The organism is Pseudomonas sp. WS 5079 (assembly GCF_012985465.1).
Lineage (GTDB): Bacteria > Pseudomonadota > Gammaproteobacteria > Pseudomonadales > Pseudomonadaceae > Aquipseudomonas.
On record NZ_JAAQWN010000004.1, the window covers coordinates 397,127 to 412,907 of the forward strand.

Annotated in this window: 16 protein-coding genes; 7 read left to right on the plus strand and 9 right to left on the minus strand. The window is 62.2% G+C overall.

Features of this window, described 5'->3' with window-relative positions:
• Nucleotides 1–6: 6 nt before the first annotated feature.
• From flgJ to HBO05_RS13435, 6 genes are all read right to left on the minus strand, one after another.
• Nucleotides 7–1,269, minus strand: a complete 1,263-nt coding sequence (flgJ, locus tag HBO05_RS13410) for a flagellar assembly peptidoglycan hydrolase FlgJ (protein WP_172312863.1) — start codon at nt 1,267–1,269, stop codon at nt 7–9.
• 4 nt (nt 1,270–1,273) lie between these two features.
• Nucleotides 1,274–2,362, minus strand: a complete 1,089-nt coding sequence (locus HBO05_RS13415) for a flagellar basal body P-ring protein FlgI (RefSeq protein WP_169955967.1) — start codon at nt 2,360–2,362, stop codon at nt 1,274–1,276.
• A 27-nt stretch (nt 2,363–2,389) separates the two neighbouring features.
• A complete protein-coding gene (gene flgH, locus HBO05_RS13420) occupies nt 2,390–3,085 on the minus strand; it encodes a flagellar basal body L-ring protein FlgH (protein ID WP_032859002.1) in 696 nt (231 codons plus the stop codon).
• 52 nt (nt 3,086–3,137) lie between these two features.
• Nucleotides 3,138–3,923, minus strand: coding sequence for a flagellar basal-body rod protein FlgG (gene flgG / locus HBO05_RS13425; protein ID WP_057958870.1), 786 nt, complete (start codon nt 3,921–3,923; stop codon nt 3,138–3,140).
• A 67-nt stretch (nt 3,924–3,990) separates the two neighbouring features.
• Nucleotides 3,991–4,731 (minus strand): flagellar basal body rod protein FlgF, encoded by a 741-nt coding sequence (locus tag HBO05_RS13430; protein ID WP_057438904.1) that lies wholly within the window; start codon nt 4,729–4,731, stop codon nt 3,991–3,993.
• A 343-nt stretch (nt 4,732–5,074) separates the two neighbouring features.
• Nucleotides 5,075–6,637, minus strand: coding sequence for a sigma-54-dependent transcriptional regulator (locus tag HBO05_RS13435; protein ID WP_170042610.1), 1,563 nt, complete (start codon nt 6,635–6,637; stop codon nt 5,075–5,077).
• A 277-nt stretch (nt 6,638–6,914) separates the two neighbouring features.
• Here HBO05_RS13435 and phhA point away from each other — a divergent pair, with 277 nt between their 5' ends.
• From phhA to HBO05_RS13450, 3 genes are all read left to right on the plus strand, one after another.
• Entirely contained in the window at nt 6,915–7,706 is a 792-nt protein-coding gene (phhA, locus tag HBO05_RS13440; RefSeq protein ID WP_099168095.1) for a phenylalanine 4-monooxygenase, read from the plus strand.
• A gap of 105 nt (nt 7,707–7,811) precedes the next feature.
• A complete protein-coding gene (locus HBO05_RS13445) occupies nt 7,812–8,168 on the plus strand; it encodes a 4a-hydroxytetrahydrobiopterin dehydratase (protein ID WP_017134918.1) in 357 nt (118 codons plus the stop codon).
• The gene (locus tag HBO05_RS13450; protein ID WP_169955907.1) at nt 8,165–9,364 is read left to right on the plus strand and encodes an amino acid aminotransferase; all 1,200 of its coding nucleotides are present in this window, start codon (nt 8,165–8,167) and stop codon (nt 9,362–9,364) included. Before HBO05_RS13445 ends, HBO05_RS13450 begins: the two co-directional genes overlap by 4 nt.
• A 123-nt stretch (nt 9,365–9,487) precedes the next feature.
• On the opposite strand, the gene HBO05_RS13455 is transcribed toward HBO05_RS13450, so the two are convergent.
• Nucleotides 9,488–10,297 (minus strand): UDP-2,3-diacylglucosamine diphosphatase, encoded by an 810-nt coding sequence (locus tag HBO05_RS13455; RefSeq protein WP_172312865.1) that lies wholly within the window; start codon nt 10,295–10,297, stop codon nt 9,488–9,490.
• A 133-nt stretch (nt 10,298–10,430) separates the two neighbouring features.
• Here HBO05_RS13455 and HBO05_RS13460 point away from each other — a divergent pair, with 133 nt between their 5' ends.
• The 3 genes from HBO05_RS13460 (at nt 10,431) to HBO05_RS13470 (ending at nt 12,574) form a co-directional block, all read left to right on the plus strand.
• Nucleotides 10,431–11,189 carry an AraC family transcriptional regulator gene (locus HBO05_RS13460; protein ID WP_172312867.1) on the plus strand — a complete coding sequence of 253 codons (759 nt, stop codon included), beginning with the start codon at nt 10,431–10,433 and terminating at the stop codon, nt 11,187–11,189.
• Nucleotides 11,190–11,282: 93 nt separating this feature from the next.
• Nucleotides 11,283–12,164 (plus strand): DMT family transporter, encoded by an 882-nt coding sequence (locus tag HBO05_RS13465; protein WP_170042606.1) that lies wholly within the window; start codon nt 11,283–11,285, stop codon nt 12,162–12,164.
• Nucleotides 12,165–12,292: 128 nt separating this feature from the next.
• Complete coding sequence (locus tag HBO05_RS13470; RefSeq protein WP_169955899.1) at nt 12,293–12,574, plus strand: hypothetical protein; 282 nt, start codon at nt 12,293–12,295, stop codon at nt 12,572–12,574.
• Nucleotides 12,575–12,612: 38 nt separating this feature from the next.
• On the opposite strand, the gene HBO05_RS13475 is transcribed toward HBO05_RS13470, so the two are convergent.
• Nucleotides 12,613–12,900 (minus strand): SelT/SelW/SelH family protein, encoded by a 288-nt coding sequence (locus HBO05_RS13475; RefSeq protein WP_169955898.1) that lies wholly within the window; start codon nt 12,898–12,900, stop codon nt 12,613–12,615.
• An 84-nt stretch (nt 12,901–12,984) separates the two neighbouring features.
• Here HBO05_RS13475 and HBO05_RS13480 point away from each other — a divergent pair, with 84 nt between their 5' ends.
• On the plus strand, nt 12,985–15,174 hold the full coding sequence (locus HBO05_RS13480; RefSeq protein ID WP_172312869.1) for a patatin-like phospholipase family protein: 2,190 nt from the start codon (nt 12,985–12,987) through the stop codon (nt 15,172–15,174).
• 145 nt (nt 15,175–15,319) lie between these two features.
• Here HBO05_RS13480 and HBO05_RS13485 read toward each other — a convergent pair whose 3' ends face one another.
• Nucleotides 15,320–15,754 carry a MarR family transcriptional regulator gene (locus HBO05_RS13485; RefSeq protein ID WP_172312871.1) on the minus strand — a complete coding sequence of 145 codons (435 nt, stop codon included), beginning with the start codon at nt 15,752–15,754 and terminating at the stop codon, nt 15,320–15,322.
• Between the last annotated feature and the right edge of the window lie 27 nt (nt 15,755–15,781).

The following is a 15,781-nucleotide window of genomic DNA, read 5'->3' on the forward strand; positions in this document are numbered from 1 at the left end:
CAAACCTTATAAATGAGTGGATGCGCCAGCGGCAGCGTAGTTTTGGTAGCTGTTCATGGTTTTGGCGATCTGCGAAATCTTGCTGGCGTAGTCCGGATCCGTTGCATAACCGGCTTTTTGCAACTCGCGTACAAACTGTTCCGGGTTATCGGCCGACTTCAGAACTTCTTGATATCTATCATTGCTTTGCAACAGGGTCACGAGGTCGTGAAAGCTGTCCTGGTACGAGTCGTAGGAACGGAACTGCGCCGTTTCCTTGACCATCTCGCCATTGCGAAACTCGCTGGTGATCGCGCGCGCCTGGGCGCCCTGCCAGCTCTGCCCGGCCTTGATGCCAAACAGGTTGTGGCTGCTGCTGCCGTCTTGCTGGCGCATCACCGATTTGCCCCAACCGGTTTCCAGGGCGGCCTGGGCCACCAGGTAGCGTGGGTCGATGCCAATGCGCTCGGCCGCCTGCTTGGCCATGGGCAGCATGGTGGCGACAAATTCGTCTTGGGAAGTGAAGGCTTTTTTCGCCGGGGCCAGCGGTGGCTGGGCCACGGCGCGGCCGTAGATCTGCATGCGCGAATCGCGGGCGGCAAAGGTGCGCACGGCACCGTTGATCACGCCATCTTCGGCGGCGCTGTTGCGCAGCGGCGCCGCCTTGGCAGCAGCCGGCGCCTCGACACCTGGCACGATACCGGCCAGCAGGCGATCGGTGAGCTTGCTCGGCAAGGCGATGCGCCGCTGATTCATCAGCGCCATGTCATTGCGCAGGGTGCCTTCATCGGCCCGTGGCGCGACCTCGACCCGCGCCGCCCACAGCGCGCGCTGGCCATTGGAACGGCCCAGCGGGCCATCCGCCAGGGTGCCGGCGGCAATCGGCGTGGGTACGTCGACTTTCTTCTCGATCGCGTCCGGGCCCTGCAACGTCGAGGCCTGCCCTTCCACCGGCTTGTTCTTTTGCATCTGGCGCAGCAAAACGTCCGCCAGGCCGATACCGCCACCCTCGCGAGACAGCGAGACCGCCAGTTGCTGGTCGTACATTTCCTGATACTGCTTGGCCGCCGGCGTATTCAACGGGTTGTCCTTGCCCAGGGCGTCGGTGGCCGAGCGCATGGATTTGAGCATCTCGTTGAGAAACAGCGACTCAAATTCCTGCGCCACTTTGCGCATGTTGCCGTCGCTGTTCTTGTCGCCGAACTTGAGCTGGTTAAGCCGGTTCAGGTCGGAGTAAGACCCCGAGTCTGCCGTGCTGGCGATACCGCTCTTGCGCATGTCCATGGCCATGACCTCAAATCACGATCAGGTCGGCTTGCAAGGCGCCGGCCTGTTTCAGGGCTTCGAGGATCGCCATCAAGTCGCCGGGCGCCGCGCCCACCTGGTTCACCGCACGTACGATTTCATCCAGGGTGGTACCGGGGCCGAACTTGAACATCGGCTTGGCTTCTTGCTGGGCATTGACCCGCGAACGCGGGACCACAGCAGTCTGGCCACCGGACAGCGGCCCAGGCTGGCTGACAATCGGGTCTTCGGTGATGGTCACGGTCAGGCTGCCGTGGGTTACGGCCGCCGGCGACACCTTGACGTTCTGGCCGATCACGATGGTACCGGTGCGCGAGTTGATGATGACCTTGGCCACCGCCTGGCCCGGATCGACCTCAAGGTTTTCCAGGATCGACAGGTAGTCCACACGCTGGCTTGGGTCCAGCGGCGCGGTCACGCGGATCGAGCCGCCGTCGATGGCCTGGGCCACGCCAGGGCCGAGCATGTCGTTGATCTTGTCCACCACGCGCTTGGCGGTGGTGAAGTCTGAACGGTTGAGGTTCAGGGTCAGGCTGTTGCCCTGGTTGAAACCACTGGGCACGGTGCGCTCCACCGTGGCACCGCCAGGAATCCGCCCGGCCGATGGCACGTTGACGGTGATCTTCGAGCCGTCGCGACCCTCGGCATCAAACCCGCCCACCACCAGGTTGCCCTGGGCGATGGCATAGACGTTGCCGTCGATACCTTTGAGCGGCGTCATCAGCAAGGTGCCGCCGCGCAGGCTTTTGGAGTTACCGATGGACGATACGGTGATGTCCACCACCTGCCCCGGCTTGGAGAACGCCGGCAGATCGGCACTGATCGACACCGCCGCGACGTTTTTCAACTGCACGTTGCCCGACCCTGGCGGCACCTTGATCCCGAACTGCGAGAGCATGTTGTTGAAGGTCTGCAGGGTGAACGGGGTCTGGGTGGTCTGGTCACCCGTGCCATTGAGCCCCACCACCAGGCCATAGCCGATCAACTGGTTGGTGCGCACCCCGGAAATACTGGCGATGTCCTTCAGGCGTTCGGCCTGGGCAGCAACGCTCAGGGAGAGCAACAACACCGCTGCCATCAGCTGTTTGAGATTCAAAGTGATCACCTAGAAAGGGAACAGCGGGCTAAGGAAGAAACGGTCGAACCAACCCGGCTGACTGGCGTCGGCAAACGAACCCGTACCCGAATAGGTAATGCGCGCATCGGCAATCCGTGTGGACGGCACGGTGTTGTCGGTGGCGATATCGTCCGCGCGCACCATGCCGGCGATGCGCACCAGTTCGTCACCGGTGTTGAGGGTCATCCACTTCTCGCCGCGCACGGCAATGATGCCGTTGGGCAGCACATCGGCCACGGTCACCGTGATCGAGCCCACCAGGCTGTTGCCCTGCCCGGCCTTGCTGCTGCCGTTAGTGGCACGGTCGCCGCTGTAGCCCACGTCCAGGCTCAAGTCACCGCTGCCCAGGGGGTTGTTGGTGTTCAAGCCACCGCCAAACAGCGAGGTCAGGCCGATGCCGGTCTTGCTGTTCTTGGCCACCTGGGAGTTGGCGTTCTTGCTCGCCGTGGTGCGCTCGTTCAGGGTGATGGTGATGATGTCGCCCACACGGAACGCCTTGCGGTCGCTGTACAGGTTCTGTTCGAAACCGGCCTGGTAGATCGAGCCATTGTTGGCGGCAGCTGGCAGCGGCGTGCGCGGCAACACCGGCGCGTAGTACGGGTCATTGGGTTTTGGCGTCGGGGCGACACAGCCCGCGAGCACGGCAATCCCACTCAATGCCAGAACAGAAACAAAGCGACTCATGACCCTTCCCTCACGGTGTTGCAGGCGCCTTATGAGCGCCCCATAGACTGGATTACAGATTCTGCGTAACGAACGAAAGCATCTGGTCGGCGGTGGAGATCACCTTGGAGTTCATCTCGTAGGCACGCTGGGTGGTGATCATGTTGACCATCTCTTCCACGGTGCTGACGTTGGAGGTTTCCAGGGTGCTTTGCAGGGTGGTGCCAAACCCGTTGAGGCCCGGGGTGCCGACTTGCGGCGCGCCGCTGGCGGCGGTTTCCAGGAACAGGTTGTTACCGGTGGCTTGCAGGCCGGCCGGGTTGATGAAGTCGGCGGTCTGCAGGTTGCCGATCACTTGCGACGCCGGGTTGCCGGCAATGGTGACGGACACGGTGCCGTCGGCGCCGACCGTGAAGGTCTGGGCATCGTTGGGCACGACAATAGCCGGCTCCAGGGCAAAACCGTTGGCGGTCACGACCTGGCCGTTAGAGTCCAGGTGGAAAGTACCGTCACGGGTGTAGGACGTAGTGCCATCCGGTTGCAGGATCTGGAAGAAGCCACGGCCATTGATCGCCATGTCCAGCGGCTGCCCGGTCTGTTGCAGGTTGCCGGCGGTGAAGTTCTTCTGGGTGCCGACGATGGACACACCGGTACCCACTTGCAGGCCCGAAGGCAATTCGCTGTCCTGGGTCGACTGTGCACCCGGCTGGCGCTTGATTTGATAGAGCAGGTCCTGGAACTCGGCGCGATCACGTTTAAAGCCCGTGGTCGAAACGTTCGCCAGGTTGTTGGAAATAACGGTCAGGTTGGTGTCCTGGGCGGACAGACCGGTTTTGGCAACCCATAGAGCCGGAAGCATGCTGTTCTCCTTCGTGCGCCTGTTTGTTGGCGCCGCGTTACAAAATTAGTAGTCAGTGGCGCTGCAATCAGCTCATCTGCATGACGCGAGTCATGGCCTGGTCGTCTTCTTTGGCGCTGTTCATCATTTTCACGTGCAATTCGAACTGCTTGGACAGGGCCAGCACCGCCGTCATTTCTTCGACGGCATTGACGTTGCTCGACTGCAGGAAGCCCGAGTTCACCTTGACGCTGGCATCGGCCACCGCCGGCTGGCCGTCCTTGGTGTGGATCGCGCCATCCAGGCCCTTGGTCATGTTGGCCAGGTCCGGCTTGACCAGCTTGATGCGGTCCACTTCAGCCATCACCCGCGGGCCTTCGCCCATGGCGCGGATGCTGATGGTGCCGTCTTCGCCGACTTCGACCTTCTGCTCGGGCGGCACCGAAATCGGCCCGCCATTGCCCATGATCGGCATACCGTTGCCGGCCCGCAGCACGCCCAGTGCGTCGATATTCATGCTGGCGGTACGCACGTAGGCTTCGCCACCATCGGGGGTTTGCACGGCGATCCAGCCGTCACCGCCGACGGCAACGTCCAGGTCACGGCCGGTCTCGACCATCGAGCCAGGGGAAAAATCGGTGCCGGGGCGCTCGGTCAGGGCAAACGCCCGCGCCGGAAAGCTGTCACCAAACACCGGCATCGAGCGGGCCTGTTCCAGGTCACGCTGAAAACCGTTGGTGGAAATGTTCGCCAGGTTGTTGGCATGGGCCTTTTGCGCCAGTGCATTCTGGCTGGCGCCGGTCATTGCCACATAAAGGTACTTGTCCACGCTCATTCCTCTTACTGACGGACGTTTGCCGCCCACCGATGTACTGAGGAGTCTTTAGCAATTTGCGCACCAACTTTTTAAAAGTCAGGGAAAGGCAGGTGGGGCAAGGGGTTGGGGCGTATCAAGGATTATTGCAGGGGCAGGACGAGTCGGAAAAACGGCGGAGTTCTGCCGGTTGCGGCAAACACCGGTCTTGGCAGTGACACAGGTCCAATGTGGGAGCGGGCTTGCTCGCGAAGGCGGTGGATCAGTCGGTACCTGTATTGACTGATCCACCGCCTTCGCGAGCAAGTCGAATCGTCGCACCGCCGCTCCCACATTTTAATCCCGTTGTGTCAGGGGTTTATTTGTCGGCCTTGAGCACTGCGTAATCGCGCAATTTGTTGGCGATGGTGGTGTGGGACACGCCCAGGCGCTTACCCAGCAAGCGACTGCTGGGGTGCTCTGCATACAGGCTTTCCAACACCGCCTTTTCAAACCGCCCGACAATCTCTTCCAGGCCACCCTCCAGGGAAAAGTCGCCAAGCGGCTGACGCACGCCGTAGTCCGGCAAGCGAATATGCTCAGCCTTGATCGTGCCGCCCTCGCACAACGACACCGCCTGGAACAGCACGTTTTCCAACTGCCGCACATTGCCCGGCCAATGGTAGTGGCTGAGCCGCTCCATGGCCGCCGGCGCCAACCTGGGCAGCGGGCAGCCGATCAGGCGGCTGGCCTGGTCGATAAAGTGCTCGACCAGCGGCGGCAGCCCGTCGAGGCATTCGCGCAGCGGCGGGATATGCAGCGACAACACATTGAGCCGGTGATACAGGTCCTGGCGAAACTCCCCTCGGGCACACAATTCCGACAAATCCACCTGGGTCGCGCAGATCACCCGCACATCCAGATAAACCTCTTCGTCACTGCCTACGCGCCGGAAGCAACCGTCCTGCAGAAAGCGCAGTAACTTCACCTGCAACCGCGCGCTCATTTCGCCCACGCCATCCAGAAACAACGTACCGCCCGCCGTCAACTCCAGCAGCCCCAGCTTGCCCTCCGCCCGCGCCCCTTCAAACGCACCGGGGCCGTAGCCGAACAGCTCGGTCTCGGCCATCGACTCCGGCAACCCCGCGCAATTGAGCGCCATCAACGGCGACTGCCCGCGCGGGCTGGCCAGGTGACAGGCGCGCGCCAGCAGTTCCTTGCCGGTACCGGTTTCGCCTTCTATTAATAGGGGCGCATCGAGGGGCGCCATGCGCCGGGCTTCACGCACCACCGCGGCCATGACTTTGGAGCTCTGGAAAATACTGTCAAAGCCCCGCAGCTCCTGCTTGCGCACATTGTAGATACGCTCGCCGACGCGATCGGCGCGGTGCAAGGTCAGCACGGCGCCGGCCATGGCTTCGCTGTCGTCATGCTCGGACGATTGCAGCGGGGCGATGTCGGCAAGAAACACGTCGCCCTTGACCTTGACCCGCAGGCCATTGATCCGCGACTTGCTCGCACGCACCAGCTCCGGCAGGTCGAAGTCCTCGGCGTAGCGCGACAAGGGAATGCCCGGCACCTCATCCACGCGCACCCCGAGCAGCTGCGCCGCCGCGCGGTTGGCCGCGACAATCGAGCCGCCCATGTCGATGGACAGCACCGGGAATTCCAACGCCCCCAGCAAGGCGTTGAGTTCCATGTGCCGGCGCTCGCTGGGCATCAGCCCTACCCGCTTGACGCCAAACACTCCGGCAATCGCCTCGAACTGCGGGCGCAGGGCCTGGAACTGCATGTTCACCAGGTTCGGGCAGTACAGGTAGATGGCATTGCCATGTTCGCCGCCGACCTCGCCCTTGGCCACGTTGACCCCGTACTCCACCAGCAGGTTGAGGATGTCCCGCAGGATGCCAATGCGGTTCTGGCAATGCACTTTGATACGCATGTAAAGGCCCGGTTTGTTGTAGGAGGGCTGATCGGGCTGCGTCTTTTTGTCGCCGGACGCAGATAGTCGTCAAGATTATGTGACAGCCAACGTGCTTTTCAAACTAGCAAAACGCAATGCGGCGTGCGCAACGGCAAAATCGTAACGAATACTTTACGAAAAACGTAGAATTTTCCTACAGCCTTCCCTTAACAGCAGGTGGAATCCACCGCCAGGCGGAGTATCAATAAGCCCATAGCAGGACATAACAAGAACGAATGCCTAGCAGGAGAGCCGTATGAAGCAGACGCACTACGTGGCCCGCGAGCCCGATGCGCAAGGTTTTATCCACTACCCGCCCGAAGAACACGCGGTGTGGAACACCCTGATCACTCGCCAATTGAAAGTGATCGAGGGTCGCGCCTGCCAGGAATACCTGGACGGCATCGACAAGCTCGGCCTGCCCCATGACCGTATTCCGCAACTCGCCGAAATCAACAAAGTGCTGGCCGAAACCACTGGCTGGCAAGTGGCGCGGGTCCCGGCGCTGATCCCCTTCCAGACCTTCTTTGAATTGCTCGCCAACAAGCAGTTTCCGGTGGCGACCTTTATTCGTACCCGCGAAGAGCTGGATTACCTGCAAGAGCCCGATATTTTCCACGAGATTTTCGGACACTGCCCGCTGCTGACCAACCCCTGGTTCGCCGAATTCACCCACACCTACGGCAAGCTCGGCCTGGCGGCCACCAAGGAGCAACGGGTGTACCTGGCGCGCCTGTACTGGATGACCATCGAGTTCGGCCTGGTGGACACCCCCGAAGGCCGGCGCATCTATGGTGGCGGCATCCTGTCGTCGCCCAAGGAGACGGTGTACTGCCTCTCGGATGAGCCCAAGCACCAAGCCTTCGACCCCCTGGAAGCCATGCGCACGCCCTATCGCATCGACATCCTGCAGCCGCTGTATTTCGCCCTGCCCAACCTCAAGCGCCTGTTCGAAGTGGCGCAGGAAGACATCATGGGCATGGTCGAGCGCGGCATGCAGCTGGGTCTGCACGCGCCGCTGTTCCCACCCAAGCCCAAGGCGGCTTGAACTGATGCTTTAAAGGCCAGGTGAGCCTGTTCCCTGGCCGCGCGTTGCTTTAGGGTGACGCGACTGGCAACCGAATTCCACATACTCGATTTCAGGAACACCTTTATGACCACCTTGAACCAAGCCCATTGCGAAGCCTGCCGCGCCGACGCCCCGCAAGTCAGCGACGAAGAACTGCCGGTGCTGATCAAGCAGATCCCCGACTGGAACATCGAAGTGCGCGACGGCGTGATGCAGCTGGAAAAAGTATTCCTGTTCAAGAACTTCAAATTCGCCCTGGCCTTTACCAACGCCATGGGCGAAATCTCCGAGGCTGAAGGCCATCACCCAGGCCTGCTGACCGAATGGGGCAAAGTCACCGTGACCTGGTGGAGCCACTCGATCAAGGGCTTGCACCGCAATGACTTCATCATGGCCGCACGCACCGACGAAGTGGCCAAGGACGCCGAGGGCCGCAAGTGATGCATTTCGCCGCGATTGGCCGGGTGCCTGGTGATCCGATCCTGGGGCTGATGGAGTCCTATGCCAAGGACGCCAACCCGCAAAAATTCGACCTGGGCGTGGGCGTGTATAAGGATGCCCAGGGCCTGACTCCGATCCTGCAGGCGGTAAAACGCGCCGAGCAGCGCCTGGTCGAGCAGCAAACCACCAAGACGTACATCGGCGGGCATGGCGACCCGGCTTTCGGCCGCCTGATCAGCGAATTAGTGCTGGGCGCAGGTTCCGCGCTGCTCAAGGCACAACGCGCCGGCGCCACGCAAACCCCGGGTGGCACCGGCGCCCTGCGCCTGAGCGCCGACTTCATCGCCCACAGCCTGCCAGGCCGTGGCGTGTGGTTGAGCAACCCGACGTGGCCGATCCACGATACCATCTTCGCCAAGGCCGGGCTCAAGGTCAGCCACTACCCCTATGTGGGCAGTGATAACCGCCTGGACGTGCCGGCCATGCTCGCCACCCTGGCCACCGTGCCCGAGGGCGACGTGGTGCTGCTGCACGCCTGCTGCCACAACCCCACCGGTTTCGACCTGTCCCAGGACGACTGGCGCCAGGTGCTGCAGATCGTGCGCGAGCGCCAGTTGCTGCCGCTGATCGACTTCGCCTACCAGGGCTTTGGCGATGGCCTGGAGCAGGACGCATGGGCGGTACGCCTGTTTGCCGATGAACTGCCTGAGGTGCTGATCACCAGCTCCTGCTCGAAGAATTTCGGCTTGTACAGCGACCGCGTCGGCGCGCTGATCGTGTGTGCCAACGATGCCGAGAAACTGTTGGATGTGCGCAGCCAACTGGCGTTTATCGCGCGCAACCTGTGGTCGACACCACCGGATCACGGGGCCGCCGTGGTCGCGACTATCCTCGGTGACAGTGCGCTCAAGCAGCTGTGGAGCAGCGAAGTCGAAGGCATGCGCTCGCGTATCGCGCAATTGCGTTCGGGCCTGGTCGAAGCGCTGGCGCCCCACGGGTTGTCTGAGCGCTTTGCCCATGTCGGCGTGCAGCGCGGGATGTTTTCCTACACCGGCCTGAGTGCCGAGCAGGTGAAACAGCTGCGGGAAAAACACAGCGTGTACATGGTCAGTTCCGGGCGCGCCAACGTGGCGGGGATTGATGAGACGCGGCTGGGGCTGTTGGCCGAAGCCATTGCAGACGTGTGCCGCAACTGACGAAACCGAATCAAATGTGGGAGCGGGCTTGCTCGCGAATGCGGTGGGTCAGTGATGGATATGTTGACTGATACACCGCATTCGCGAGCAAGCCCGCTCCCACATTTTTGACCGAGGCGATCTTCAGCCCGCAACCATCTCGGCCTTGACCTGCGCCTCCCTGGCCTGGGCATCCGCCAACCGATACAACTCGATATGCCCATCCCAGTGCTCGATCAATGCCGTGCACGACTCCACCCAATCCCCACAATTGAGGTAGTCCACCTCGCCCACTTTGCGAATCTCCGCATGGTGGATATGCCCGCACACTACGCCGTGCAAGTCGCGCTTGGTCACTTCGTGGGCGATGGCTTCCTCGAAATCGCTGATAAAGCTCACCGCTGTCTTCACCTTGTGCTTGAGGTACGCCGACAGCGACCAGTAGCCATATCCATAACGCGCCCGCCAGTGGTTCAACCAGCGGTTGAGGGTCAGGGTGAATTCGTAGGCCGAATCGCCAAGAAACGCCAGCCAGCGGTGGTAGCGGGTGATCACGTCGAACTGGTCGCCGTGGATCACCAGCAAATGCCGGCCATCGGCGGTCACATGCACCGCTTCGTCCACCAGTTGGATATTGCCCAGGATCAGCTTTGAATAGCGGCGCAGGAACTCGTCGTGGTTGCCAGTGACGTAGATCACCTCGGTGCCGCGCTTGCTCATGGTCAGCAGGCGGCGGATCACGTTCGTATGGGCCTGGGGCCAATACATGCCGCCGCGCATTTTCCAGCCGTCGATGATATCGCCCACCAGGTACACCTTGTCGGCATGGTAGCCCTTGAGGAACTGCGACAGATGTTCCGCCTGGCAGTCCCGGGTGCCCAGGTGCACGTCGGAGATCCACAGGGTACGAACCCGTTGCTTGCGGCTGGGTTTGGCGAGCTCGGCGCTGGTCATGGCATACCTCGAGGGTGTTTTCGCCAGCTTGCTCCCGGGCAATTAATAGCCCATGACAGTCTTGCGTCAGTCAGATGACAGCGCCCGCCGCCCGTCGGGCGGTGTAAACTGCCGGCCTGCCCGGGAGATTGCGATGAGACCGACCCTCACGCTGCGCCATTACACCCATGACCTGATTGCCCATAGCCATGACCACGCGCAACTGGTGTTCGGCCTGGCCGGCCGCCTGGATTTCGAGGTCGAAGGCATGGGCGGCGAGATTTGCCCACAAGGGGTGATGGTCCTGCCCTTCTCCACCCACCACAGCTGTGGCAGCCCCCGGGGCAGCCAATGCCTGGTGCTGGATGTGCCCGACGAACAGTGGATGGTGCAATCTTTGGGCGAGCACGCGGATGCCAGTCGCCGCCTGCTCGACCAACCGGCCCGGGTGACCCTGGATGCCCGCCAGGGCCAATTGGTCAACTGGCTGGCGAGCGGCGCCCTGGATGACCCACTGATCGCCCAGCAAGGCGCGGTGCTGTTATTGGCTACGCTCAATGGCCAGCCGCAGGCTCAAGCCGGCGCGCGACGCCTGCCCTATGGCGCATTCAACGCCCATATCGACCAGCATGCGGCCTACCCGCTGCAGGTCGCGGATCTGGCGCGGCTGGCGGATATGTCCGTCGCCCGCCTGCACGCACGCTTTATCGCCGAATGCGGGCTGACCCCCATGGACTACATCCGCAACCGCCGCCTGCACATGGCCCGTGGCTTGCTGCGCGACAGCCACCTGCCGATTGGCGAGATCGCCGCGCGGGTTGGCTACGGTTCGCAAAGTGCGTTTGCCGCAGCGATGTTGCGCGCGTTCGGCAGCTCGCCCGGGGCCCTGCGCCGGCTCGACAACGGGCGCTAGTCCTGCGATAAAACCGGCGATTCCCACGACAGACACCCAGGCGCCAGGCGCTCTAGACTGGATGCCTGCCTGCCCACTGCTTTAAGGATTGTCATGACCCCGCGCACTGCCCTCGGCGCCCTGCACATCGGTGCACTGATGTTTGGCCTTACTGGCGTCTTCGGCAAACTCGCCGCCGCCTCGCCGAGCATTATTGTGTTTGGCCGTGCCGCTTTCGCGGTGCTGGCCCTGATGCTGTTCGCGCGTTTTGCCAGCAGCACACCGTGGCAAAAACTCTACAGCGCTGACCTGCGGCGCCTGCTGCTCAGCGGCCTGCTGCTGGCCGGGCACTGGGTGAGTTTCTTCATCGCGGTAAAAGTGGCGGGGGTGGCGATTGCGACGCTGGGATTCGCCACGTTCCCGGCGTTCACGGTGATCCTTGAAGGCCTGATCTTCCGCGAGCGGATCCGCGCCAATGAAATGGTACTGGTGGTGCTGGTCAGCGTCGGCCTGGTGCTCGTCACCCCGGACTTCGACCTGGCCAGCCAAGCCACCAGCGGCCTGGTCTGGGCCGTGGTCTCGGGCCTGCTGTTCTCGTTGCTCTCGTTGAACAACCGCGCCAGCGCCAGCATTCCCCCGGTGCAGGCAGCCCTGTGCCAAAACGTAGTGGTCGCCGTGTGCCTGCTGCCCGTCGCCGCTCCAGGCCTTGGCGAGGTACGTGCCCTGGACTGGTTGTGGATCGGTCTGCTGGGGGTGTTTTGTACCGGCCTGGCCCACAGTTTGTTTGTCGCCAGCCTCAAGGTGCTCAAGGCGCGCACCGCCGCGGTGGTGTTCGCCATGGAGCCGGTGTATGGCATCACCGTAGCCTGGCTGCTGTTCAGCGAAACCCCGACCCTGCGCATGTTGCTGGGCGGCGCGCTGATCATTGCCGCCATCGTCGTCTCGGGCTTGATGAGCCGCCCGGCCAAGGCCAAACAGCCGCCGGCCATGGCCTGATCTATACTTTTCCTATCCGCAACAGTCAGCTGTCGTTCAACGGATACAGACTCCTCGACGACAGCCGTGGTCCTTGAAGTTGCTGCATGCGAGTGGTCGCTCCCTTAATGCTATGCAGGAGTTTCACCATGGACATGTTCATCCCCCTGATCATTCAGATCATCAGTGGCGCAGTTGGCGGCAACATTGCCGGCCTGAGCAAGCAAGGCCTGGGCTCCGGGCTCAATACGGTGGTCGGTGGCGTCGGCGGCCTGGTGCTGGGGCAGATCGTCGCGGCGATCACTGGCATGCCAGCCGGTGGCGCACTGGATGTTGCCGCCGTGGGCAGCAATATCGTCGGCGGCGGTGTCGGCGGCCTGGTACTGACGTTTGTCGTCGGCTGGATCAAGAATAAAATGGCCGCCAAATAAACCACCCCACACTGCCGGCCATGCGCCGGCAGTGTCGCCTAAGAAGTCCGGTCGTTGTGCCCCAGGTCCCGTTCTGGGGCGATCTGGTCGCGCACCCGCTGCTTGAGCACCTTGGCCTCCGGGAAACCGCCATCGGCCTTGCGCTCCCAGATCTGTACGCCGTCGCAGGTGATGCGAAACGCCCCGCCGGTCGCCGGCTCCAGGGCGACTTTGCCGAGGTCGTCGGCAAAGGTGCTCAGCAGTTCCTGGGCCAGCCACGCGGCGCGCAGCAGCCACTGACATTGGGTGCAATAGGTGATGACAATCTCGGGCTTGGATGCGGACATAAAATGAAGAACTCCTGAGATGACGAGACAGGTGGATCGGATGGCTATAATACCGGCCTTTGCCGCCCAGCCCCGAGATTGATGATGCGCCGCCTGTTGTCCTGCCTGTTGCTGTGCCTGCTCCCTGTCCTTGCCCAAGCCGTTGAAGCCCCACGCCCGAAAATCGGCCTGGTGCTTTCCGGCGGCGCCGCCCGTGGCCTGGCGCACATCGGCGTGCTCAAGGCCCTCGAAGAGCAAGGCATCCACATCGATGCGATTGCCGGCACCAGCATGGGCGCGGTGATTGGCGGGCTGTACGCGTCGGGCTACAAGATCGACGAACTGGAAAAACTGGCACTGAGCATCGACTGGCAATTGGCGCTGTCCGACGCCCCGCCCAGGGAAGACGTGCCGTTCCGGCGCAAGCAGGATGACCGAGACTTCCTGATCAAGCAGAAACTGAGCTTTCGCGACGACGGCAGCCTGGGCCTGCCCCTGGGCGTGATCCAAGGCCAGAACCTGGCGCTGCTGCTGGAGAGCATGTTCGCCCACAGCAGCAATACCCGCGACTTCGACAAGCTGCCGATTCCCTTTCGCGCGGTGGCCACCGACATCACCAGCGGCGAGAAAGTGGTGTTTCGCAAGGGCCATCTGCCTCAGGTGATTCGCGCCAGCATGTCGATCCCCGCAGTGTTCGCCCCGGTAGAACTGGACGGCCGGCTGCTGGTGGATGGCGGCATGACCGATAACATCCCCCTGGATGTGGCGCGGGAGATGGGAGTCAATATCGCCATCGTGGTGGATATCGGCACGCCGTTGCGCAACCGCAAGCAACTGGCGACGGTGGTGGATGTGCTCAACCAGTCCATCACCCTGATGACCCGCCGCAACTCCGAGGAGCAACTCAAGGCCCTGCACCCAGGCGACGTGCTGATCCAGCCACCCTTGGCCGCATATGGCGTGACCGATTTTGGCCGCGCCAAGGACATGATCGACGCCGGCTACCGCGCCACGAGGGCCCTGGATACCCGCCTGGCACGCTTGCGCCCAACCGGGTCGGTGGACGCCGAACTGACCGCCGCCCGCACCCCAGGCCAGCGCAACCCGACAATTACCGCGATCAAGGTGGAGAACGACTCTAAAGTCGGCGACGACGTGATCCGCTACTACATCCGCCAACCCATTGGCGAACCACTGAACCTGGCCCGCCTGCAATCGGACATGGGCACCCTGTACGGCCTGGATTACTTCGAGCAGGTGCAATACCGCGTGGTGAAAAAAGGCCCGGACAACACCCTGGTCATCAGCGCGCGCGGCAAACGCAGCGGCACCGACTACCTACGCCTGGGGCTCAACCTGTCCGATGACATGCGCGGCGACAGCGCGTTCAACCTCGGCGCCAGCTACCGCGTCAACGGCATCAACCGCCTTGGCGCCGAATGGCTCACCAGGGTGCAGATCGGCGATCGGCAGGAGCTGTACAGTGAGTTCTACCAGCCGATGGATACCGGCTCGCGTTACTTCGTCGCACCCTATATCAGCGCGCAGGCGCAGAACGTCGAACTGATCCTGGATAACGACCCGATCTCCGAATACCGTCTGGAGCGCTATGGGTTTGGCCTGAACGTTGGCCGGCAGATCGGCAACAGCGGCGAAATCCGCTTCGGCGTCGGCGAAGCCTGGGGCAAGGCCGATGTGCGCATCGGCGACCGCGACTTGCCCAGCGTGAGCTTCAACGAGGGTTTCTATGAACTGAAGTACTCCTTCGACTCCCTGGACAACGTGTACTTCCCCCATACCGGTGAAGATATTGGCCTGGCCTACCGCGAATTCGAACCGGGCCTGGGCTCCGACCAGCGCTACCGGCAATGGGAGTTCAAGCTGGACAAGGCCATGAGCCACGGCCCGGACACCCTGGTACTGGGCGGGCGCTACGGGCGCACCCTGGATGATTCCGACGTGGTGATTTCCAGCTTCCTGCTGGGCGGTGCGCGGCAGCTGTCAGGGTTCCGCCAGGATGCGATTTCCGGGCAGAACGTCAGCCTGATGCGCGCGGTCTACTACCGCCGCCTGACCCCACGCTCCTACTTGCCGTTGGACTTCCCGCTGTACCTGGGCGCCTCCCTGGAACGCGGGCGGGCGTGGAACAACGACAATGAGTTCGACAGTGGCTATATCAATGCCGCGAGCATCTTCCTCGGGTTTGATACACCGCTGGGGCCGTTGAACTTTAGCTATGGGTTTAATGATGACAATCAGAAGGCGGTGTATCTGAATCTTGGGCAGACGTTCTAACAACAACGCTTAGCCGAGGTGGAGCAGGCTTGTGTGGGAGAGGGCTTGCTCGCGAAAGCAGTGGTTCAGTCACCGGATACATTGACTGACACACCTCTTTCGCGAGCAAGCCCGCTCCCACATTTTGATCAGCGGCGTAATCGGATCAGGTCTTTTCCAGGTTCGCCAGAATATGCCCATGCACACGCATGCACACCCGCATCTCGTCTTCATCGACCCCCACAAACAGCTCCTGGCGCAAAGCCGTGGCAATGGTCTCGATTTGATCGATCAACGGCCTTGCTGGATCACACAACACAATGCGCTTGGCACGCCGGTCTTCCAGCACAGCCTGGCGTTGCACCAGGCCCTGGCTCTCCAGGCTATCGAGCAGGCGCGCCAATGTAGGCCCTTCCACCCCGACACTCTGGGCCAGCTCACGCTGGGTCGGTGCTTCTTCAAAGCGGGCCAGATGCAGCAGCACCAGCCAGCGCGCCTGGGACAACCCCAGCCCAGCCAGGCGGCGATCCAGTTCGGCGCGCCAACCACGGGACATTTGCGCCAACTGCATGCCAAAACGGTGTTGATCGGTTAACGGCATAAAAAACTCATGGATTAGACTGAAAAT